General features: G+C 70.9%; 18 protein-coding genes. 7 read left to right on the forward strand and 11 right to left on the reverse strand.

The window, feature by feature from the left end; all coding sequences use genetic code 11:
• Positions 1–142 precede the first annotated feature (142 nt).
• Complete coding sequence (locus ACZ6S0_RS27070; RefSeq protein WP_465922119.1) at positions 143–805, forward strand: response regulator transcription factor; 663 nt, start codon at positions 143–145, stop codon at positions 803–805.
• Positions 802–1917 carry a sensor histidine kinase gene (locus ACZ6S0_RS27075; RefSeq protein ID WP_465922120.1) on the forward strand — a complete coding sequence of 372 codons (1116 nt, stop codon included), beginning with the start codon at positions 802–804 and terminating at the stop codon, positions 1915–1917. Before ACZ6S0_RS27070 ends, ACZ6S0_RS27075 begins: the two co-directional genes overlap by 4 nt.
• Positions 1918–1939: 22 nt before the next feature.
• On the opposite strand, the gene ACZ6S0_RS27080 is transcribed toward ACZ6S0_RS27075, so the two are convergent.
• Positions 1940–2917, reverse strand: a complete 978-nt coding sequence (locus ACZ6S0_RS27080; RefSeq protein WP_465922121.1) for an Acg family FMN-binding oxidoreductase — start codon at positions 2915–2917, stop codon at positions 1940–1942.
• 200 nt (positions 2918–3117) lie between these two features.
• Between ACZ6S0_RS27080 and ACZ6S0_RS27085 the strand changes: the two genes are divergently transcribed.
• Positions 3118–3525, forward strand: coding sequence for a pyridoxamine 5'-phosphate oxidase family protein (locus ACZ6S0_RS27085; RefSeq protein WP_465922122.1), 408 nt, complete (start codon positions 3118–3120; stop codon positions 3523–3525).
• Positions 3526–3827: 302 nt separating this feature from the next.
• Here the strand turns inward: ACZ6S0_RS27085 and ACZ6S0_RS27090 are convergent, their stop codons facing one another.
• From ACZ6S0_RS27090 to ACZ6S0_RS27100, 3 genes are all read right to left on the reverse strand, one after another.
• Entirely contained in the window at positions 3828–4157 is a 330-nt protein-coding gene (locus tag ACZ6S0_RS27090) for an STAS domain-containing protein (RefSeq protein WP_465922123.1), read from the reverse strand.
• 223 nt (positions 4158–4380) lie between these two features.
• Entirely contained in the window at positions 4381–4905 is a 525-nt protein-coding gene (locus ACZ6S0_RS27095) for a hypothetical protein (protein WP_465922124.1), read from the reverse strand.
• Between the two features lie 128 nt (positions 4906–5033).
• Positions 5034–6701 (reverse strand): sensor histidine kinase, encoded by a 1668-nt coding sequence (locus ACZ6S0_RS27100; protein ID WP_465922373.1) that lies wholly within the window; start codon positions 6699–6701, stop codon positions 5034–5036.
• Positions 6702–6956: 255 nt separating this feature from the next.
• Between ACZ6S0_RS27100 and ACZ6S0_RS27105 the strand changes: the two genes are divergently transcribed.
• On the forward strand, positions 6957–7598 hold the full coding sequence (locus ACZ6S0_RS27105; RefSeq protein WP_465922125.1) for a response regulator transcription factor: 642 nt from the start codon (positions 6957–6959) through the stop codon (positions 7596–7598).
• Positions 7599–8087: 489 nt separating this feature from the next.
• On the opposite strand, the gene ACZ6S0_RS27110 is transcribed toward ACZ6S0_RS27105, so the two are convergent.
• From ACZ6S0_RS27110 to ACZ6S0_RS27120, 3 genes are all read right to left on the reverse strand, one after another.
• Entirely contained in the window at positions 8088–8669 is a 582-nt protein-coding gene (locus ACZ6S0_RS27110; protein WP_465922126.1) for a hypothetical protein, read from the reverse strand.
• A 215-nt stretch (positions 8670–8884) separates the two neighbouring features.
• A complete protein-coding gene (locus ACZ6S0_RS27115) occupies positions 8885–9697 on the reverse strand; it encodes an RHS repeat domain-containing protein (protein ID WP_465922127.1) in 813 nt (270 codons plus the stop codon).
• Between the two features lie 236 nt (positions 9698–9933).
• Positions 9934–10623 carry a TetR/AcrR family transcriptional regulator gene (locus tag ACZ6S0_RS27120; RefSeq protein WP_465922128.1) on the reverse strand — a complete coding sequence of 230 codons (690 nt, stop codon included), beginning with the start codon at positions 10621–10623 and terminating at the stop codon, positions 9934–9936.
• 113 nt (positions 10624–10736) lie between these two features.
• On the opposite strand from ACZ6S0_RS27120, the gene ACZ6S0_RS27125 reads away from it, so the two are divergent.
• The gene (locus ACZ6S0_RS27125; RefSeq protein ID WP_465922129.1) at positions 10737–11969 is read left to right on the forward strand and encodes an FAD-dependent monooxygenase; all 1233 of its coding nucleotides are present in this window, start codon (positions 10737–10739) and stop codon (positions 11967–11969) included.
• A 21-nt stretch (positions 11970–11990) separates the two neighbouring features.
• Here ACZ6S0_RS27125 and ACZ6S0_RS27130 read toward each other — a convergent pair whose 3' ends face one another.
• Positions 11991–13202: an MFS transporter gene (locus ACZ6S0_RS27130; protein ID WP_465922130.1), complete on the reverse strand. Its 1212-nt coding sequence runs from the start codon at positions 13200–13202 to the stop codon at positions 11991–11993.
• Between the two features lie 83 nt (positions 13203–13285).
• Entirely contained in the window at positions 13286–13879 is a 594-nt protein-coding gene (locus ACZ6S0_RS27135; protein ID WP_465922131.1) for a TetR/AcrR family transcriptional regulator, read from the reverse strand.
• Positions 13880–14212: 333 nt separating this feature from the next.
• On the opposite strand from ACZ6S0_RS27135, the gene ACZ6S0_RS27140 reads away from it, so the two are divergent.
• Together ACZ6S0_RS27140 and ACZ6S0_RS27145 are read left to right on the forward strand one after the other, a co-directional pair.
• Entirely contained in the window at positions 14213–16714 is a 2502-nt protein-coding gene (locus ACZ6S0_RS27140; RefSeq protein WP_465922132.1) for an FtsX-like permease family protein, read from the forward strand.
• Positions 16711–17472: an ABC transporter ATP-binding protein gene (locus tag ACZ6S0_RS27145; protein WP_465922133.1), complete on the forward strand. Its 762-nt coding sequence runs from the start codon at positions 16711–16713 to the stop codon at positions 17470–17472. The genes ACZ6S0_RS27140 and ACZ6S0_RS27145 overlap by 4 nt, the downstream gene beginning before the upstream one ends.
• 21 nt (positions 17473–17493) lie before the next feature.
• Here ACZ6S0_RS27145 and ACZ6S0_RS27150 read toward each other — a convergent pair whose 3' ends face one another.
• Positions 17494–19128 (reverse strand): hypothetical protein, encoded by a 1635-nt coding sequence (locus ACZ6S0_RS27150; RefSeq protein WP_465922134.1) that lies wholly within the window; start codon positions 19126–19128, stop codon positions 17494–17496.
• Positions 19129–19306: 178 nt separating this feature from the next.
• Complete coding sequence (locus ACZ6S0_RS27155) at positions 19307–22165, reverse strand: AfsR/SARP family transcriptional regulator (protein ID WP_465922135.1); 2859 nt, start codon at positions 22163–22165, stop codon at positions 19307–19309.
• Between the last annotated feature and the right edge of the window lie 101 nt (positions 22166–22266).

A 22266-nucleotide genomic window follows, 5' to 3' on the forward strand; every position in this document is an offset into this window, starting at 1 on the left:
GTAGGCCGCACCCGGTTCCAGCCCGGTCGCAGCGGCTGCGACCGGGCTGGAACCCGGGATCTGGCATCGTTGACGGCATGGCACCTCGACCTGGCGACCGGTTCGATCGCCCCGACCGCACGACGACCGGCGGTGGGTGGCGGTGAGGGTCCTCGTCGTCGAGGACTTCGAGGTCCTCGCCCGCTCCATCGGAACCGGGCTGCGCCGCGAGGGCCTGGCCGTCGACGTCGTCCTCGACGGAACCGCCGCCCTCGACCGTCTGGCCGCCACCCGCTACGACGTGGTGATCCTCGACCGCGATCTGCCCGGCGTCCACGGCGACGAGATCTGCCGGCGGCTGGCCCACGGCCGCTGTGAGACCCGCGTGCTGATGCTCACCGCGTCCGGCACGATCGAGGACCGCGTCGACGGGCTCAGCCTCGGCGCTGACGACTACCTGTCGAAGCCGTTCGCGTTCGCCGAGTTGGTCGCCCGCGTCCGTGCCCTGGCCCGCCGCGCCACACCGCCGCTGCCGCCCACCCTGGCCTGCGGCGACATCACCCTCGACCCGGCCCGCCGCATCGCGTTCCGGGCCGGCCGGCGTCTGGAGCTGAGCCCCAGGGAGTTCGCCCTGCTCGAATGCCTGCTCGCCGTGCCCGGCCTGGTCATCTCCGCGGAAGAACTGCTCGAACGCGTCTGGGACGAGGCCGCCGACCCCTTCAGCAGCGCCGTCAAGCACACCATGCACCGGTTGCGGGCCAAGCTCGGCGACCCGCCCGTGATCGAGACCATCCGCGAAGGCGGCTACCGCATCGGACCGTCATGACCTCTGCGCAGCTCGCCGGAAGGCCCCTGCAGAAGCGGCTCGCGCTCGCCTACGCGGCGGGCATCTACGCGGCAGGGGTCTTCGTGCTCGTCATGGTCGACGTCCCGCTCGTCAGCATCCACGCGGCCATCCCCAAGGGCGAGCCCTCGTCGAGCGCGATCACCGAGGCCGGGCCCGGGATCAGCCTGCCGCAACTCCTCGCGGGATCCGCCGTCGCCCTGGTCATCCTGATCCCCGTTGCCCTGGCGCTCGGCTGGTACGTCGCCGGCCGGTTCCTGCAGCCGCTGCGCGCCATCACCGCCACCGCCCAGGTCATCTCCGCCGGGAACCTGCACCGGCGTCTCGACCTCGGCGAGCCCACGGACGAGCTGACCGAACTCGGCCACACCCTCGACGACCTGTTCGCCCGCCTGCAGGCTTCCTTCGACGCCCAACGCCACTTCGTCGCCAACGCCTCCCACGAGCTGCGCACCCCCCTCGCCGGCCTGCGTACCCTCCTCGAAGTCGCCCTCGCCGACCCCGACGCCGACGCCGACACGCTGCGGGCGGCCTGCCAGGACGCCCTCGCTCTGGGCGAACACCAGGAGCGGATCGTCCAGGCACTGCTCACCCTGGCCACCAGCGAGCGCGGCGTCACCCGCCGGGACACCCTCGACCTCGCCCACGTCGTCGAAGAAGTGCTCGGCTCCCGCCGCGAACAGGCGCGGCGGAAAGACCTCGGCCTCGCCGAACACCTCACGCCCGCGGTGACAGCCGGGGACCAGAAACTGATCGAAAGCCTCGTCGCGAACCTCATCGACAACGCCATCCGCCACAACCACGCGGACGGGCAGGTAGAGGTCACCACGCGGACCTCCGGCTCGCAGGTGGCCCTGACGGTCACCAACAGCGGGCCGGTCATCCCCGACGACCAGATCCACCGCCTGTTCCAGCCCTTCCAGAAACTGGCGCCCGATCGTCACGGCCGCCGTGACGGCCACGGCCTCGGCCTCGCCATCGTCAACGCCGTCGCCCAAGCTCACCACGCCACCCTCACCACCACCGCACGCCCCGAAGGCGGTCTGTCCATCACCGTGCGGTTCGCGAACGGATCTCGTCCGAGCCGCCCCTGACGTCAGATGTCGGCCCGAATCCTCAGGTCATGACCTCGGACAGGGGACGGCGGACCGAGTCCTTGTCGTCGAAGGTGAGACCCAGCCGCATGATCATCTGGGGATACTGGCCCGAGCAGAGTTCGCACCGCAGAAACTCGCGCAGCAGGCCCATCTCCAGCGCCTGCGTGTGGAAGGCGGCGCTCACCCCGTACGCGGCGGCGTACAGCAGGACGTGCTGCAGCGCCTGCCCGGCGTCGATCCACTCCTGGCGGCCGTCTCCTGGCGTGGTGAGCAGCGCCACGACCCCGACGGACGTCGCGGCTCGCTGGTCGGCCTGGCTGCCCCAGTCGTGTTGCCAGGAATAGTCCCGCTGTGGGAACTCGGGGTCGGTGCGCATCGCCTGGCGCGGGTAGCCCTCGGCGGGCACTCCGTCCGTACGGCTGCTGCCGGGCGGCTGGGCCCAGCGGATCAGCTCCAGGCTGAAGCGCTGGTCCTGGGCCTGCACACCCTGCGCCGCCTGGGTGAGCGCGGCGATGACCTTGACCGCCCGCGCGGAACGGACAGGAGTCAGCCTGGCCCCCTCCTCCATGGCCGCGCGGGCCAGGCGTTCGATCAGTGCGTCCGGTACCGGAACGTCGGCGAAGCCGGCCCGGTGGGTGCGGCGGCGTTCGATCTGACGGCCCAGCACCCTGATGGACTCGTCGGGCGGCACTTCGACCCCCGGCCGGAGCGTGGCGAGCAACGACGGACGGTCCGGGTCGGGCAGGATGCGCACCTCCGGGTCGAAGCCCTCGCAGCGCATCGCCGTACGCATGGTGAACAGGGCGGCGCCGCAACCGATCAGCAGTTCGCGGCCGGAGGCGTCGCCGACGCGGAGCTTTCTGTCCGTGTCGGCGCGCAGGCTGATCTCTTCTCTGGAGATCGAGAAGGCCCAGGGCTGCGTGTTGTGGATGGACGGCGCCCAGCGCGCGGCCTCCACCGCGGTGTCGAGGGCGTGCTTCGCCGAGAGAACGGCCATGATCCCCCCTCCCAGGAGCCTGTCTTCAGCGCATCACGCTCGGGCGGCCCCCCGTCAGGGCCGAACGTCCTGCGCCGCCAGGGTCGTCGGCCCTCTGTCGTGATCCGCCGGAATACGACGGCACGGAAAGTCGGCCAGGAGCACAAAGGAGGGACTTTCGCCCCTAACGCGGGGCGGGTCCGAGCGAGAATGTTGAGGGTATGCGGCTTGATTCGTCCGGACTCCAGGTGCTCTCGCGCGAGGAGTGCCTGCGGCTGCTGTGCTCGACCCCGATCGGGCGGATCGTGTTCACCGATCGGGCCCTGCCGGCCGTCCAGCCGGTCACCTTCCGCCTCGACGGCCAGTCCATCGTGATCCGTACGTCGATCGGGTCACGGCTGGCGGCGGCCACCCGGCGTTCCGTCGTGGCCTTCGAGGCCGACGAGTTCGATCCCGAGCGGTGTACCGGCTGGTCGGTGACCGCGGTGGGGCGCTCACGGGCCGCGACCGATCCTGCCGAGATAGACCGGCTGGCGAGCTTGCCGCTGACGGCCTGGGCGCCCAACGGCCTGGGTCACTACATCGTGGTCGAGGCCGAGCAGGTGTCCGGCCGTCGCATCACCGGCTGAACCCTCTCCGGACGCCGTCTGCCTGCGAAACGACTCGTAGACGGTCAGGACCGGGCCTTGGGCGGACGCGCGCCGCCTCGAAGAGCCGTCAGAGCCGCGAGCGCCGTACCGGCGGTGACAACCGCAACCACGATGATCGCCTTCCGCATGGCCCCTACCTCAATTACATACTGTGATCATTCATTACGAATTGTAGTATCACCGCTGCGGCCGTACCGGAATCTCGCGCCGGTTCCCGGGATTCACCAAATACGTAAACAGCCGCGCGGGGCGACCTGGCCCTGCGGCCGTGCCCGGGCCGATCATCCGCGGCCGCCCGGTCGCTTCTTCGTCGGCATGACGCCCACGAACGCCGGCATGAGTCCGCTGATCTCAAGGAGCCACAGCACCCGTTCGGACAGGCCGGTCAGCTCGAACGTCACCCCCGACGCGCGGGCGGTCCGGCCGCACAACCGCAGCGCCCTCAGGCCCGACAGATCACAAAAGGTCAAACCGGACAGGTCGAGTTCGACTCTCCGTTTGGTGTTCGCGATCACATTGTCCACCAGCACGTTGAGCGGCTCAGCGGTCGCGAGGTCCAGTTCACCCGCGATGCCCAGCACGGTATTGCCGTCAGACGCCTGCGTGGTCACACGAAGTGGACTGCACGCGTGGCACAGAGAGCGGATCCCCGCGGCCTGCTCGTGGGCCGGTTCGTCTTGCTGTATTCCCATGATTGCCCCCGTTCTCAGCGATAATCCTGACAATCAGGACAAGCGAGCCAAAGGGGCGAAGGTCCCACTGACGGTGCCGAATGGCCCACTATGTGGGAACAGCACGACGCCCACCCCGTGGAGGTGGGCAATCGAGCAGACGCTATCTGAGGTAGCGGTTGCGCCGGACGATCGGCAAGCCGCCGAGCCCAAGGGTGGCGCCGGCGTCGGCCAGGGCCAGGCCGGCCAGGACGACGGCGTAGACGAGGTGCTCGTCCATGAACGGATTGGTGTCCAGGGGCAGCCCCGCCGCCCACATGAGGGCCAGCATCAGACCGCCGGCGACCGCGGCGATCCGGGTGCCGACGCCCAGCACCAGCGCCACCCCCACGCCCAGCAGGCCGGCCATGAACAGCCAGTCGACCCACGCCTGCCCCGCCAGGCCGGCGAAGAAGCCGCCGAGCGCGTTCTCACCGGTGCCCTTGAGGAACCCGGTCGTCGGGCTGCCGCCGGAGAGCCAGGAACGGTCGGCCGGGGTGGCTAACCCCCAGCCGAAGGTCTTGTCCAGGAACGCCCACAGGAAGATCCAGCCGAGCGCGATGCGGGCGACGGCCCAGGCGTAGTCGACCGGGCGGCGCTGGGCGGTGGTGCGGGTCTCCACGAAAGACGGGTTGACGGCGGTGGCCATGACGGTTCCTTTCGGCGGGGATGGGCATTTCTTTGCGCATGCCAAGCACACCGTTTCGCTCTTCTCCGAAACAGTGGCGTACGTCCCGCGATGTCAGGACCTTCGTCCCGTCCAAGCCACCTTGGCTCCTACAGCGGGACCAGCCAGCGCAGCCGCGTCCCGCCTGCTTCTGGCGTCTCCACCTGGGCGGTGCCGCCCAGCCGGGTGGCGCGTTCCTCGATGTTGCGCAGCCCGCTCCGGCGCTCCGTCTCCCCCACGCCGACGCCGTCGTCCGTCACCACGAGGGAGAGTTCGGCGCCCGCCGCCTCGACGAGGACGTCGGCGCGGGTCGCCCGGGAGTGGCGGACCACGTTCGACAGAGCCTCGCGCAGCACCGCCAGCAGGTGCTCGGCGACCGGCGCGGGCACCACCGTGTCGATCTGCCCCTCCATCCGCAGGCCAGGCATGAACCCCAAGTGCCCGGCGGCGCCCTCCACCAGCTCCACGATCTGCCTGCGCAGGCTGGGCTCGGCATCCCCGGAGCCCTGCAACGCGAAGATGGACGAGCGGATCTGCCGGATGGTCTCGTCCAGCTCGTCGATCGTGTGCTGGATCCGCTTGGCCGCCTCCGGCCGTTCCACCAGCCGGATCGTGCTCATCAACGTCATCGCGGTCGCGAACAGCCGCTGGATCACCACGTCGTGCAGATCCTTGGCGATCCGATCACGATCCTCCAGCAGGCCCAGCCGCTCGGCGTCGCGGCGGGCCTCGGCCAGTTCGAGCGCGATCGCCGCCTGCCCGGCGAACGCCTGCAGCACCTGCTCGTCCGCCCCGCTGAACGGCAGCCGCCCGCTCCGCTTGGCCAGGACCAGCACCCCGCGCACCCGGGGCACCGCTCCCAGCGGCACCATCAGCCCCGGTCCGTAACCGCAGCGGCGCAGCGGAGACTCCGAGTGGGAAGCCTGCTGCATGTCCGTGTCGGAGACCGGCTCCCCCTGGGTGAACACGTCGCCCACCATCGTGGCCGACCTCTCGAACGCGGTGCCCAGCAGCTCCCGCGCGCCCTCGCCCTCCGCGACCTCGACGATCAGCGCCTGCCCGGACTGGTCCGGCAGCAGCACCTGGACCAGGTCCGCGTCGCTCATCTCGCGGGCCCGGGTCGCCACCAGGCTCAGCACCCGCCGAGGATCGGCCCCGGACAGCAGGCTCGTGCTCACCTCCGAGGACGCCTGGAGCCAGGTCTCACGCCGTCGCGTCTCCGCGTACAGGCGGGCGTTCTCCACGGCGACGCCGGCGGCGGTGGCGAGGGCTATCACGATGGCCTCGTCCTCCTCGTCGAACTCGCCGCCGCCGCGCTTCTCCGTCAGGTAAAGGTTTCCGAAAACCTCGTCGCGCACCCGTACGGGGACCCCCAGGAAGGTGCCCATCGGCGGGTGGCCGGGCGGGAAGCCGTACGACTCGGGGTGGTCGGAGATGCGGCCCAGCCGGAGGGGACGCGCGTCCTTGATCAACAGACCGAGCAGCCCCAGGCCGTGCGGCCAGTGCTCGATCCTGGCGATCTCCTCCTCGGTCAGCCCGACCGGGATGAACTGAATCAGCGTGCTCTCATGGCCGACCACGCCCAGCGCGCCGTAGCTGGCGTCGACCAGTCTGGTCGCCGTCTCCACGATCCGGCGCAGCACGGTCTCCAGCTCGAGATCGCTGCCCACCGACACCACGGCCTCGACCAGCGCGTGTACGCGGTCCCGAGTGGCCAGCACGGCGTTCAGCCGCACCTGCAGCTCGGCCAGCAGCTCATCGAGCCGCATCTGCGGCATCACCGGATGACGCTCGCCCTCCACACTCACCAGTGTGACACCGGACCCGCGGCTGGGCCTATCCCCGGCCCTCACGGCCCGAGCATCAGGTCCACGACAGGGGCGAACATCAGTCGCAGACCGCGCTTACGTGATGATCCGGCCAACTCCTGGTCACGATCGCCCCCGGCTCCCCACCCGAACCCCACTGTTCCGTCCCGGGCCGCCGCCTCCGTCACCTTGGGCCCTGCCGGGTGGTCGGATAGCGTCATATACATGATTCGTGTGTTCCTCGTCGACGACCACGAGGTCGTGCGGAGGGGTGTCGCGGCACTGCTGGAGTCCGAGGACGACATCCAGGTCATCGGGGAAGCCGGCACGGCCGAGTCCGCCGTCGCCCGCATCCCCGCGCTCAAGCCCGACGTGGCGGTGCTGGACGTGCGACTCCCGGACGGCAGCGGCGTGAACGTGTGCCGTGAGGTGCGCTCCCAGCTACCGGGGCTGGCGTGCCTGATGCTGACCTCGTACGCCGACGACGACGCGCTGTTCGACGCGGTGATGGCCGGGGCGGCGGGCTACGTGCTCAAGCAGATTCACGGCTCCGACCTCGTGGGCGCGGTCCGTACGGTGGCCTCGGGGCAGTCTCTCCTCGACCCGCAGACCACCGCCGCCATGCTGCAGCGCCTGCGCGAGCAGGCGGCCAGGAAGGACCCTCTCGCGGCACTGTCCGAGCAGGAACGGCACATCCTCGACCTGATCGGCGAGGGGCTGACCAACCGGCAGATCGGCGAACGGATGTTCCTGGCGGAGAAGACCGTCAAGAACTACGTGTCCAACCTGCTCGCCAAGCTCAACATGCAGCGCCGCACCCAGGCCGCCGCCCTGGCCGCCCGCCTGCGCGACAACCGCCGCAGATGACCCGCCCCGGACCACGACTGCCCAACTGACCGAGCCGAGCCGGCAAGCCCTTCGCCACCTGGTCGCGGACGTAGGCCCACGAAGTGATCTCTATTGACGTTGTGAAAACAGTCAGATCGCCGTCTCCGAGGACCCGCTCGAGGCCGTTCCACAGATTTGGCGCACACCGCTGCGCGAAGACGTCATCGCCGCTACCACGCAGAACACCGGCTAGGTCCGGATCGCCTCGCTGTACGAGGCGCCGGCTCGGCTCTGACAGTACCCGTGTGATGGATCGAGGATTGCCGCCTGCTGTCAGGCATACGAAGTGACCTGCTGTTCCGGCTGCGGTGACTGGAGGAAGCTCGGGCGGAGTTCGAGCGGGAGGGGGATGACGTGAAGCGTCCCGCGCACGCGCCGTCAACGGGAACGCGTCGTCACCTGTCGACCCGTGACCCTCGCCACCTGAGAACGCGTGACTGGCATACGTCGTACGCCGGTCACGCGTTCTCAGTTCACAGGCACCCTTACGATGGGCACGCCGTTGTAGTGCGCCTCCCAGGCCGTGGCGCCGGCCAGCTTGAGTGACTGCACGAGCATGAGGGCGGCGCTGCCGGCGGTCCATCTCTCGAACCGCTCGCGTGCGTCGTCCACACCGAGCCGGCCGACGAGATTGGAGATCACCGTGGTGCCGTCCACCATGGAGGAAGCACACTTGAACGGCATATCACCATCCGACGCCGCCCTGAGCGCGCTGTTCAACCCGTTGCAGATGCCCTTGGCCGCCGCGCGCAGGTGCTCGGGGACCTCAGGATGATCGGGCAACAGCTCGCGCAGCAGATGCTGCTCTTCGTCGTTGGCGAAGTGGTAATAGGCGTTCGCTGGGAGGTGGGCCGAGACCGCCGAGGCGATCTCGGCCATCAGCCTCTCGACGTTGACATCGTCGAAGATCTCAACGTCGATGTTCCCGCCGGTGTCACCGCTTCCCCCGCCGGTCACCTCGCCCTCGCCGTTGAGAACGTCGTCGATGGTGTCCTCGAGGTCGCCTCCGGACACCCGGGCGTCACCGAACCAGTAGATGAACAGTTCCACCCGGCCTACTATAACTGTCCCTTGAACGTCTTCTCCAGGAAGAATGCGTCCAGTTTCGAGAGTGACTTCTTTCGTCTCTCCGGCCGCCAGCTAAGAGCCTCGTCCACATTTCTGAGGGTGAACCCCATCTCCCGGTACGCCTCTATGTAGAATTGCTCGCCGCCGGACATCGCAGCTTTGGATTTGTACACATCTATGATCTCCGGATATTTAGGTCATGGCGAGCACACACCAGCGAAAAAGAATTCGATCGCGTCCGCGCCGCACGATCGGAAACCTATTTCCTCACAGATGGACAGTGCGAGGAAGAATTCCTGCTGGGTCCGCAGCCTGTCGTCCTGCAGGGCTTCGGCGTCGAGATGAGTCCGGAGATGCTCGCCGATCCGAGACCGCCACCGTTCCAGGAACTTGTTACGGACCCCCTCACTCGGCAGGGCGCCGAGAATCGATTCGATGACACTGAAGAGACGGTTGCTGTCACCGCTGCCGCCACCGTGGTCGGGAATGAGACCGTCGGGATCGGACAGGCCGATCGGGTTGTCGGCCGCGTAGCCGTACGGATTCGTCCACTCCGGTGTATCCGGATCCAGCATGGGGTCCGGGCTGGCGAACTTGGCCGTCGTCGGATCGTAATAGCGGGCGGAAAGATAGACCAGCTCTGTGGAGCCGTCCTCCGTCTTGCCGAGGAAGCCCCGATAGGTGAAGGGCAGGTCGTCCTCGCCGCGGCGCTTCCCGTAAGGCAGATATCGCTCGCGAGCGACTTCACCCGTCGCGTCGTCGATGGCCAGTTGCGCCATGAGGGTTCCCTCGGACGACCGCACCTCCATCCCTTCGAGATAGAGGGTTGTTCCGCCCGGATCGCGACGGATGATTCGTTCGCCGTCGGCGTCATAGACCATGGAAGTCTCCGCGCCACCGACAACGGCCTTCTCCATCTGGCCGAGTTGGTTCCAGGTAAAGGTGGCATGCTCGCCGTCGACCGTCCGGCTGGTGAGCTGGCCCGCGTTGTGCGACGCTGACGTCGGCACCGCGGCGCCTGGCGCTCGCTGCCTGCTGCTCGATCCTGATCGAAGCCACGGCTTTCACCTGGCGCACGAGGTCGAACGGAAAGACTCCGGCCACCGCACACACGTTGGTGCCGGGCGGAACCGGTGGCCGGGGCCGGCGGCCCGGGGCACGGTTGCCGGGCGGTGGGCGTGGTGCGGGGTGGTCTTGCTGAGTGAGTCGGGTGACGGGCAGTCGCGCGGCGGCGGCGTGGCGATGGTCAGTGGTGCTGCTGCGGGCCGAGGGCCGAGGGCTTCGCGTCGGCGGTCAGGCCGGCGACCAGGAACGCGATCAGGTGCTCCCGGTCGAATGCGGTGGGTACGTCGTCGGTGGTGCGCGGGGAGGGTGGGTCGGCGCGCAGCCGGAGGCCGGCAAAGGTCCCGGCCTGGTGGAGGGCCAGCAGGCCCAGCATGTTGGTGTAGCCGACGAGTACGGTTCGGGGCGCCTGGTGCGGCAGGGCCCGCCGGAGTGCGTCCAGGTAACGTCCTTCGACGGGGTCGACCTGATCGGCGAAGATCTGGCGGATCTTCGGACTGGGGTCCAGCAGCACGGCTGCGATGAACCGGGCGAAGCCAGGATGGCGGGCCGGGTGGTGCAGGGTGAGGTCCGCCGGCTCGACGAAGGCCCGGACGATCTGCTCCACCGTCGGCTCGCCGCCCTCGGCGCGCAACGCGGTGAGCCGCCGGTCCCGCTCGGCGTTGACGGGGGCCATGGCGCGCGCGACGACGGCGTGCAGCAGCCCTTCCTTGGACCGGTAGTGATAGTTGACCGCGGCGATGTTGGCCCCGGCCAGGTCGGTGACCGCACGCAGCGAGGTGCCCTCGAAGCCCCGCTCGCCGAACAGGTGCTCGGCCGCGTCGATCAGCCGCTCCCCGGTGGAGAGACCAGAGTCGGATCGGTCCACGCTCACCAGCTCACCATCCTGTTTCCCTTGCCCGCCTGCCTGTCAGCCCTGAGTCATCATATATGGTACTTCAAATGCTGTTTCAAACACCGTTTGCAGCGAGATGACTGGGAGGTGCCATGAAGCGGTCGGCAGTGGTGGTCGGAGGGGGCATCGGCGGGCTCAGCGCCGCCCGGGCGCTGACACAGATCGGCTGGCAGGTGGCGGTGTACGACCAGGCGCCGGCCTTCAAGCCGGTCGGAGCCGGCGTGGGCATCGCGCCCAATGCCGTGAAGGCGATGGACTGGCTGGGCCTCAGCTCCCAGCTTCGCGCCCGCGGGACCCGGCAGGACGGCCTGCGGGTCCGGCTGATGTCAGGACGGCGGGTGGTCGCCCTGTCCGGCGATGCGATCGAGAGCCGCTACGGCGACCCGTTCGTGGCGCTGCACCGGGCCACGCTGCACGACATCCTCCTGGAGTCGCTGGACCCCGAGATCCTGCACACCGACCACCAGGCCACCCGCATCACCACGGACGCCGACACGGCGTCGGTGCTCTTCGACACCCCGGCGGGCCCGGTCACCGCGACCGCCGACCTGGTCGTGGCCGCGGACGGGGTACGCAGCCGGCTTCGAGCCGACCTGTTCCCCGCCCATCCCGGCCCCACCTACGCCGGCTACACGGTCTGGCGCGGGATCGCCGCCGCAAACGACGTACGCACGCTCGGCGTCGAGCCGGTCCTGTCGGAGACGTGGGGCCGAGCGGGGAGGTTCGGCATCGCGGTCATCGACGACGGCCAGGTGTACTGGTTCGCCTGCGAGAGCATGCCGGAACGGGCCACGCCCGACCACAGCCTCACCGAACTGGCGGCGCGCTTCCGCCATTGGCACGACCCCATCCCGCACCTGCTGGCCGCCACCCCCGAGCGCACCCTGCTCCGGCACGACGTCTACTACCTCAAGCACCCGCTTCCGCGTTTCGTCAACGGCCGCGTCGCCCTTCTCGGAGACGCCGCCCACGCCGTCACCCCGGACATCGGGCAGGGCGCTTGTCTGGCCATCGAGGACGCCGTCGTCCTCGCCGGCGCACTCGACCGCAGCGCCGTGCCCGAGGCGCTGATCGCGTACGACGCTCAGCGACGACCGCGGACGCAGCCGATGGCGAAACTGTCCGGGCGGCTCGGCCACGTCCTCCAGACCGGTAACCCCGTCGCGTCAACCCTCCGCAACGGCCTCACCCGGCTCCTGCCGACCGGCGTCTTCCTCCGATTGGCCGGAAGCGCGTTCGCATGGACGCCACCCGGCCCTCCAACGCCACCCAGCCGTCCGACGCCACCCGGCCCTCCGACGAGCGGCGGCAGGCCGACCGGGTGAGGGTCCCCCACCGCCGAGCCCTCAGCTTCGCCGTTCGAACGCGTCCAGTCCGGCGGTGGGCGCGACGGCCGGTGCTGCCGGGGGCTGCGGCTTTCCGCTGCGTACGCGGGCCTCCGGCAGGAGGCTCAGCAGGCCCAGGGCGGCCAGTGCCGCGCCGAGCCAGAGGGGGGCCCGCAGGTCGAAGGCGTCGATCGCCAGGCCGCCGACCGACGAGCCGATGATGACCCCGAGCGTGATGAAGGACGAGTGGACCGTGTTCACCAGTGGCCGGGCGTTGGCGGTGCGCTGGACGCGGGTGGCCATGGCGGGGTTCATGGTGACGCCCACCAGGCCGACGCCGAGCATGAAGGCCACCGCGGGGAGGGTGAGGTGGGCCAGCAGGGCGAAACCGATCAGGAAGAGCAGGTTCAGCGCCAGTCCCCAGACTTGGACGCTGATGGTGTGCCGGTCGGCCAGGCGGCCGACGATGGTGTTGCCGATCACGGTGGCGGCGCCGTACGCGATGAGCAGCAGCGGCACCGCTTCCTGGCCGACTCCGGTGACCTGGGTGAGGATGGGGCTGAGGTAGCTGAAGGCGGAGAAGGTCGCGCCGATGATGAGGGTGCTGGTCGTCAGTACGAGCCACAGCTTGGCGTTCCTGAAGACCTTCAGCTCCTCGCGGAGTTCGGGCCCGTCGGCCCCGGCGCGCTCCAGGCGCGGTACGCCGACGAGCGTGGCGACGGCGGTCAGCACGGTGAGTGCGCTGATGGCCCAGAAGGCGGCCCGCCAGCCCAGGTGTTCGCCGATCAGGGTCGACAGGGGGAGCCCGAGCAGCGTGCCGACCATCAGCCCGTTCAGGACCATCGCGATGGCCCGGCCGCGGACGCGCTCCTCCGTGAGCTGGGCGGCCAGGGAGATGGCCACCCCGAAGAACGCCTGCGAGGCGACCCCGGTGATCACTCGGGCGACCATCATGGCCGGGTACGACACCGAGACCGCCGCCAGCACGTTGCCCACCAGGAAGATCACGAAGAGCGCGGTGAGCGCCGGTTTGGGCCGCAGTCGCGCCACGGCGACAGTGAGGAAGGGGCCGCCCACGGTCATGGCGACGGCGAAGGCGGTGATCAGGTAGCCGATCTGCGGAATGGTGGCGCCGAGTCCGGCGGCCATCTGCGGCATCAGTCCTGCGACGGCGAATTCGCTGGTCACCATGGCGAAGATGCCGAGGGCCAGCAGATAGACGGCACGGGGCAAGGTGGTCGCTCCTTAGCGAGGATTTTGCATCGAACGGTGTAGAATCCGGGCACGCGAAGCCCGCCCTGGCTCCGGGGAAGGTGTCAGGTGAGCGCGTCCATGGCCGTCGCGGCGATGGACTCCAGCGTGGGACGGTCGGCGCCGCCCTGGGCAGCGACCCGGATGCCCGCGATCACGGCGTTGACGAACCGGGCGAGCGCCTCCGGCGTACGGGACGAGGTGATGTCACCGGACGCCAGCCCGGCCGCGATGACGGCCCGCAGCGAGTCGAGCCGCCGGGCCAGGTCGCGATCGAGCAGCAGGGCGATCTCCGGGTCACGGCCGGCGAGCTCCACCGTGGTGTTGACGGTCAGGCAGCCGCGGCCGTGGCCGTCGCGGTAGGAGTCGGACTCCATCTCGACGATCGCGGCGAGCAACTCACGGACGCGCTCGGCGGGCGGCCGCCGCGGGTCCTCCAGGATGCGCGCCTGGTTGGCGGCGGTGACGTCGACGTAGCGGGTCAACGCCCGCCTGAACAGCTCGTGCTTGCTGGTGAACGCGTTGTACAGGCTGCTGCGGTCCAGCCCGACGGCGTGACACAGATCTCGGGTCGAGGTGGCCTCGTAGCCGTACGCCCAGAAGAGGTCCATCGCGGTGGCCAGCACCTGGTCCTCGTCGAATGTCCGTGGTCGAGCCATAGGGGCAGACTAGCTGTTTTGCATCGGTCGGTGCAATACGTCGGAGACGGGCGGCGGTCCGCACCGTGGCCGTGTACGCGCCCACCAGCGCGGGAACGCAGGTCACCGTCGGCGAACCCCAGTACCCGGCGAAACAGGACCACCGGCCCAGCGTTACCGCGGGGATTCGCGCACGGGCGTCCCGTTACCTGAGTCCCGCCCCGCGCCGCCCGGGAGGACCGCGGTACTGCGGCGGGATCCGTCCGGCGGCCGAGGAACCGGACCGCGACGGCCGACACGCTGGAACTCGGAACGCGGGCCAGGACCTTCCTGGCCCGGATCGGAGGTGGTGGGGTGGTATGGCTGGCGTGGCGGACACTGCGGTGGCATCCGGGCAGCCTGATGGGCACGCTCGTCACCCTGGTCGTCGCGGCGACCGCGATCGGCGCCCTGTGGTTCGTCGTGGACTCCACGGATCGGCAGGAGGTCCCGGTGGAGCGGTACGCCGGGACTCCGCTGGTCGTCGGCACCGGCGGGGGCGGCATCTCACCAGGACTGGCGGCGGCCGTGGACGCGCTCCCCGGGGTGGCGGCGGCGGTTCGTGATCTCAGCTTCCCCGCCGTGCTGTACGTCCGCGGGACCCGGCCGCGGGTGCCCGGGGACCAGCGCCCCTGGCCGTGGGGGCACGGCTGGTCGAGTGCGCGGTTGACGCCGTTCGAGCTGACGGAGGGCCGACCGCCGCGGGCCCCGGGCGAGGTGGTCGTCGACGCGCGGCTGGCCGCCGTGGCCGGGACCGGGGTCGGGGACCGGGTCGAGGTCGCCGTGGCGGGCACCGTGCGGGCGCACGAGGTGGTCGGCGTGGCGGCGGCGCGGGCGACCTGGCGGCACCAGTCGGCGCTGTTCTTCTCCGACGACCACGCCGCCGACCTGTCGGGACGTGGCCTGCGGGCCGACGCGCTCGGCGTCCACCCCCGGCCGGGAGTCGACGTGGAGACGCTGCGGGCGGCCGTGACCCGGGCGGTGGAGCCGTACAACGCACCCGGACTGCGGATCGCGCGCGTCGCCGTCGGCGCGGATCGCGGCGGACAGGAGAACAACATCGTCGTCGCCGAGGGCTTCAACACCCTCTGGTTCCTGGTGTGGGTCACCGCGCTGGTCTCGGCGGGGATGGTGGCGGCGGCCATGGGGCTGTCGGTCCGCCGCCGTGGGATGGAGATCGCCGTCCTGCGGGCCGTGGGAGCCCGCCCCGGGCAGATCCGGCGCATGCTGGTGGTGGAGGCGGTGCTGCTCGCCGTGGTCGCCACGCTGGTGGCGGTCCCGCTCGGCCTGCTGCTCGCGCCCGTCGTCGTGGCGCGCTTCCGCGACTTCGGCACGGTGAGCGTGGCGTTCGAGGTCGGCTACCACCCGCTCGCGATGTGGTGGACGTTCGCGCTGACCCTGGCCATCGCCCTGGTGGCGAGCCTGGCCTCGGTACGCCGCGCGCTGCGGATCCGGCCGGGGGACGCGCTCGGCGAGGCCCCGGCGGAGGGCAGGCAGCTCGGCGGAGGACGGCTGGCGGCCGGTTCGACGCTGCTGGCGGGGGCCGGCGTCCTGTCCGCCGTACAGGTGTGGGGGCTGGTCGCGGTCGACGGCGTCGCCCTGATGAGCCTGCAGTTCGGCACGCTGTGCCTGGCCGTGGCCGCGGTCGGGCTGGTGGCCCCGTGGGTCGTGCTGGTGTCGGGCAAGCTGGTGCGGGGCGTGGTCGCCCGGTTGTCGCCGGTGGCGGGGTTCCTCGCCGTCGCCGACGTGGTCTTCAACCATCGCAGGTTCGCCGGAGCGGTGGGGTCGCTGGCACTCGGTGTGACGCTGGTCGGCACGGTCGTGGGCACGCAGCTCTTCTACGACTGGCGGACGGCCGCGCACGCCGTCGAGGACGTCCGCGCCGACCACGTGCTGCGGCCGTCGGCGGGACAGGGCGCGCTCTCGGAGGAGTTGCGGCGCCGCGTCCTGGATCGCGACGGCACGTCCGCCGCGGTCGGGATCGCTTCGATGCCGGTCGCCGTGTCCGTGGAAGGACGGCCGCCCGGCCGGAACCCGCCGTCCGCCACCGCGACCCTGGTCACCGGGGACATCACGCGGGTCCTCGACCTCGCCCTGCGTGGCCGGTCCCCCGATGACCTGGGCGAAGGCGAGGTCGCCGTCAGCGAATCGCTCGGAGCCGGGCTCGGGTCGCGGTTGCGGGTCCGCTTCCCCGGCGAGGCCCAGGACGCCCGCTACACGGTGGCCGCGGTCTACGCCGACACCGCCGAGCTGGGGTCGGTAGCGCTGCCCGCCCACGCGGTCGCCGGCACCCACCTGCCGTCGCGGCAGCACGAACTGATCTACGTGCGCGGCGCGGACCCCGGCCCGCTCGCGGATTCGCGCACGCCCGTGGAGTCCCTCACCAAACAGGAGTACTTCTGGCAGAAGCGCGAGGAGAGCGCCCAGCGGAACCGCACGTTGCCGTACGTCTCCCTGCTGGTCGCGCTGCTCTGCCTGGTGGCCGCCGTCAACAGCCTGTGCATGGGGCTGGTCGACCGGCGGCGGGAGTTCACCGGCCTGCGGCACCTCGGCGCGCGCCGCCGCCAGGTGATGAGCATGGCCTGCTGGGAGGGCCTGTTCACCGTGGCGCCCGTCGTGGTGCTGGCCCTGGCCGTGACCGCCTGGGTGACGTTCGTGCACGCCGCGAGCGAGCCCGGCGGGGCGGCGGCCACCTGGTCCCTCATCCCCTTCGACTGGCTGGTCCCGCTCTGCGCGGGCGCGCTCGCCGCCGCGATGGCGGGATCGCTGCTGGTCGTACGCGCGGCACTGCGCAACGAAAGGCACGGCACGGCATGAAACTCGAGATGGACATGAACGACGGCACGAACGGCTGCGTGGCGCCCGCGGTGCGCCTCGACGGCGTCGGCAAGGTCTACGGCACGGGCGGCTCGGCGGTCACCGCCCTGCGCGACGTCAGCCACACCTTCGCGCGGGGCTCGTTCACCGCGGTGATGGGGCCGTCAGGCTCGGGGAAGACCACGATGTTGCAGTGCGCGGCCGGACTGACCCGGCCCACGTCGGGCACCGTCAGCGTGGGCGGCACCGACATCACGCGGCTGGGCGAGGCCGAACTGTCCGGCCTGCGCAGCCGGCGGATCGGGTTCGTGTTCCAGGCGTTCAACCTGCTCCCCGCGCTGACCGGGAAGGAGAACATCGAGCTGCCGCTGCGGCTCGCGCGTCGTCGTCCGGCGCCCGGCCGGGTGGAGGAACTGGCCGGCCGGGCCGGGATCGCCGAGCACGTGCACCGCCGCCCGCACGAGTTGTCCGGCGGGCAGCAGCAGCGGGTGGCCATCTGCCGGGCGCTGGTGGCAGGGCCGGAGGTGGTGTTCGCCGACGAGCCCACAGGCAACCTGGACGCCAGGTCCGGGCGGGAGATTCTCGGCCTGCTGCGGCTGGTGGTCGTCGAGCTGGGGCAGACGGTCATCATGGTCACCCACGACCCGGCCGTCGCCTCCCACGCCGACCGGGTGCTCTTTCTCAGCGACGGGCAGGTGGGCGAGGTGATGGAGGGCCCGACGGCCGAGGCGATCGCCGCCCGCCTCGGAGTCCGCTGAGGCCCTCCGGGTGCCGGCCGGTCATCCGGCGCCGGTGGTGTTGAGCGAGATGAGTGCGGTGGCTCCGTCGGCGACGACCAGGCGCTGACCGGTGCCGCCGGTGAGGTGGTTGCCGACGCACTGGCCGCTGGAGCCTTCGAAGCGGCCGACGTAGGGGGCGTTCGGCATGTCGAAGTGGTTGCCCTGCACGATCGCCCCCGGGCCCTTGATGCGGAAGGCGGGGGCGGTGGCCGCGATGAAGCGGCAGCCGGTCAGTGACAGGCGCGCGGCGTCCTGCGTGGCGTTGAGCACCAGGGCGGCGGCGCATTCGCGGACGGCGACGCCGGTCAGCGTGATGTCGGTCCCGGTGATGAGGATCGCCTCCGGCACGTCGGTGTTGCGGTGGCCGAAGGAGCCGCCGGACAGGCGGTTGCGCCACCCGGCGCACTGGATGGCGCGGCCGTCGAGGGTCGAGCCTTCGTCGGTCGTGTGACCGAAGTGGAAGTCCTCCACGGCGCAGTCGCTCACGTCGGCGTCGAAGAAGATCAGGCGGCGCTCGGTGGTGCCGCCGCGGATGCCGCGGACGTGGCTGTCGCGCACCCGGCGGACGAAGTTGACGAACGCCCCCGCGCCCTTGGCGTCACCGCAGTTGACGTTGTCGAAGCGGACGCGGTGGGCGTTGGAGACGACGATGTAGTTGTATCCGCTCATGACACAGTCGATGTTCGTGAAGGTCAGGTTGGACATGTCGGCGCCTTTGAGGTCCACCGCGGGCGGCGCCCCGTTGCGGTAGCGCAGGCCCTCCGTCTGGCCTTCGACGCTGATGGCGGCGTGCGTCGACTCCGGCTCGGTCGCACTCGCGTAGATGGTGACGTCGCGGCAGTGCACGTTGTGGCAGTGGTACTGGAAGGTCAGCGCCTTGCGTCCGATGCGGGAGAAGTACATGTTCTCCACCCACACGTCCCTGACGAAGGAGCCGCCGAGGCCGTTGTCGTTCGCCTTCTCTCGGGTGTCCAGGTGCAGGCCCGACACGTGAACGCCGCGGACCACGCGGGAGGGCGCCGCTTCGGGGCCGCTGTCCTGGCCGGGATCGGTGGGAGGCTCTCCGTGGATGCCGATCAGGGCTCCTGCTCCGCCCTCTCCCGAGAAGAGCGTGATCTTCGATCGGTAGCCGTCGCCGTACCAGGTGGTGCCGTCCCTGGTGAGGGAGATCTGCGAGGTGCAGCGGTAGGTGTGGGACGTGCCGGGCACGTAGATGACCCGATCGAGGCGGGCGGCGGCGTGCAGCGCCTGGGTGTCGTCGGCGCCGGTGCTCGTGCTCTCGTCGTAGTCGCCCTTGGCGCCCAGGGCCCTGACCGAGACGACGTCGTCGGCGATCTCCCACCAGGCGCCGTCGTTGGAGCGTAAGTGCCAGCGGTCCGGCGTCGCCGGGGCGGCGGACAGGCGGCGGTAGGTCGCGCCGCCGCCGTCGCCGGGCGTCGCGTACCCGTCCGTGCGCAGCGCGACGTACTGGGCGGCGATGTCCTGCCCGGCCACCTGGGCGGCCGAGGGGACCTGCAGGACGGCGCCGTCGGCCGCGGCGGCGCGGGTGGCGGTGGCTGTGGGCAGGAGGGCGCCGGTCGCTCCTGCCCCTGCGTAACCGAGCATTCTTCTGCGTGACACGGGAACTGCGGGCATGAAACGTTCTCCTTCGAAAGTCGTGAAAGTTCAGCCTGCTCGTTTCAATGACAACGACATTCCGCATTACCGCAGCGGCAGCGTAGTCCGGTCGTTTGAAAGGCCGCTTAAATGGCGTTGAAATGGCAGGATGCCGCTGTGGCGCGGTGGGCCCGGCCCGGGAGGCGTGCGGGTGGCCTCAGATGCGTCGCCGGAGCACGTCAGGGGTGATCGGGATCGGGCTGGTGTCGATGGTACGGCGTTCCTCGGCGGTGATGAGGCCGAGAGCGTGCAGGATCGCGGCCGATTCGCGCCAGTGGCGGCGCGCTTCGCCGAGGTCGCCGATCTCGTGCCAGGCCAGGCCGAGGCCCCAGCAGATCTCCGCGGTGCGGTAGTCGTCGAGCAGGCCGGTGTCGCGGAGGGTGCGCATCGCCTGCCGGTGAGAGGCGATCGCCTGATCGAGCTTGCCCGCCAGCCGGTACGCCTCGGCCAGGTTGCCCCGCGCGCTCACGCCGTCCGCGACGGCTCCCGTCTCCTCCAGCAGCGCGATCGAACGGGTGTGCGCGTCGACGGCCTCCTCGAAACGGCCGACGCGCTGGTAGGTCAGCCCGAGATTGCTGAGGTTCACGCCTTCCTGCCAGCGATCGGCGGTTCTGTGGGCCAGCCGCAGCGCGCTCAGATGGTGCTCGACGGCCTCGTCGAAACGGCCGACGCTCCGGTAGGCGCTGCCGATGTGGTCGAGCACCGCCGCCTCCCGATGGTGCCCTCCGATCCGCCGGTAGTCGTCCAGCGCCTGACGCAGGTGGGCGACCGCGCCACACGGGTCACCGAGCAGGAACCGCGCCCAGCCGAGGTCACTGCGGACGACCGCCCGGTGGAGGGGGTCCGCGGTGTGTTCGGCCGCCCGCGACGCCGACTCGCCGAGTGAGAGCAACCTCAGCCAGCGGCCCTGATCGATCAGCAGCGGCGCGAAGGTGGCGGCCAGGGCGACCGCCGGCCCGGCGGAGGGCGTCCGCGCGGCCTGCGCGATCAGGGCCAGGACGTTGTCCTCCTCGGTGGCGACCCACTCGCGCATCTCCCCCGCCGTCTCGGGCACCGCCGCGGGACGGGGCAACGACTGCGGGCCGAGACCGAGGCGCCACGAACCGCGCAGACCGCGGCCCTCGCCCTTCCGTAATCGGGCCGCGCCGCGTGCGGTCTCCAGATAGCAGTGCATGACCCGCTGGAGTGCCAGATGCCTGGACTGCTCGCGTTCCTCCGCCACCGCGCGCTCCCTGGCGTACAGGCGCAGCAGATCGTGCAGGCGGTAGCGGTCTCGGGCGTGGTTCTGCACCAACTGCGCGTCCACCAACTGCTCGAGCAGCTCGCGCGCCTGTTCGACGGGCAGATCGGCCAGCACGGACGCCACCGGCAGGCTGACGTCGGCGACGTCGATCAGCCCGAGCAGGCGGAACATCCGCCTCGCCGCGGAGCCGTGCCCGTCGTCCAGCAGGTCCCGGTAGCTGCCCTCGATGCTGGCGCGTACCGCGCGGTCTCCCGCCTCGAGGACGTCGAGCCTGCCCCGGTCCGCCGCCAGCCGCGCGGCCAGCCCGGCCACCGACCGGTTGGGCCCGGTGGTCAGCCGAGCCGCCGCGAGGCACAGCGCCAGCGGCAGGCCGCCGCAGAGCCGTACCACCTCGGCCGCGGCGGCCGGATCGGCGGCGACCCGGTCGGCGCCGAGGAGATCGCTCAGCAGGGCGCGGCCCTCGTCGACGGCCAGCACGTCCAGCGGGACGAGCAGGGCGCCCTCCAAGGAGGTGAGCCGCCTGCGGCTGGTGATCAGCACCGCGCAGGTCGGGCTCCCTGGCAGCAGCAGCCTCGCCTGCGCGGTGTCCCGGACGTTGTCGAGCACGATGAGGATGCGCCTGCCGTGCACCATCGACCGGAACCGGCCCGCGGCCTCCTCGGCGTCCGCGGGCACGGCCGAGCCGGCGACCCCGAGCGAGCGCAGGAACCGGCCGAGCGCCTCGACCGGCTCGACCGGGGCCATCTGGGAGGTGGAACCGTGCAGGTCGACGTAGAGCTGACCGTCGGGGAAGTGTCCGGCGACGGTGTGCGCGACGTGGATCGCCAGCGAGGACTTGCCGATCCCGCCGATGCCGCTGATCTGGCATGTCCTCGGCCCGCCGGTCTCGTCGCCGCCGAGCAGGCCGCGGATGAGGCCGATCTCGTGGGCCCGCCCGGCGAACGTCCCCAGCCGAGCCGGCAGCTCCGCAGGCACGGGCACCGGTCTGCGCGGGGGCGGGGCCGCGCCGGTCGGCGCAGCGAGCGCCGCGGGCGCCGTCACCGTGACCTCGGCCCGGAGGATCCGCTGGTGCAGCGCCTGGAGGGCGTCGCCAGGCTCGATCCCCAGCTCCGCCACGAGGAGCCGGCGCACGTCCCTGAACACCTCCAACGCCTCGGCCCGCCTGCCGTCCTGGTGGAGCGCGGCCATCATGAGGTACGCCGGTCGCTCCCGGAGCGGATGCTCACGCATCAGCGCCACGACCTCGGCGAGCACCTCGCGGTGGCGACCGGCCCGCAGGCCCGCCGCGAGGCGTTCCTCGACCGCCGCCAGCCGCTCCTCCTCCAGCGCCCCACCGATCGCGTCGGACAACCACGGCCCCGCCACACCGGCCAGCGCGGGCCCCGACCACAGCTCCAGCGCCCGGCCGAGCAGGTCGACGGCCCGCGCGGGCGCAACCTCCCCCGCCTGCCGGACGAGATCGCGAAACCGGAACAGATCCACCCTCATCGGATCGACGTCCAGGCGATAGCCGGGCGGCGTCGTGACCAGCCCGATCCCGGAGACGCCGGAGAGTATCCGCCGGAGCTGGGACACTCCCCCCTGGACGGTGTTGCGCGACGTGACCGGCGGCGGCCCCTGCCCCCACACCGCCAGCTCCAGCCGCTCCACCGAGACGACCCTGTTGGCCTCGATCAGCAGCATGGCCAGGATGGAACGCTGCTGTGCGGTGGTGGGCCCTGCCGACCTGCCGCCTTGCCGGACGCCGACGGGCCCGAGAAGCCGAAACGTCACCTCATCCACTGTCTGCCCGTGGATAACGCCCTCCAGAGCAAGTCACCGAGACGTTCTCCGGCTGCTTGGTGGGGCCGTCGAGGACAGGACAAGCCGGTGCG

The sequence above is a fragment of the Nonomuraea sp. NPDC051298 genome, from assembly GCF_055586305.1.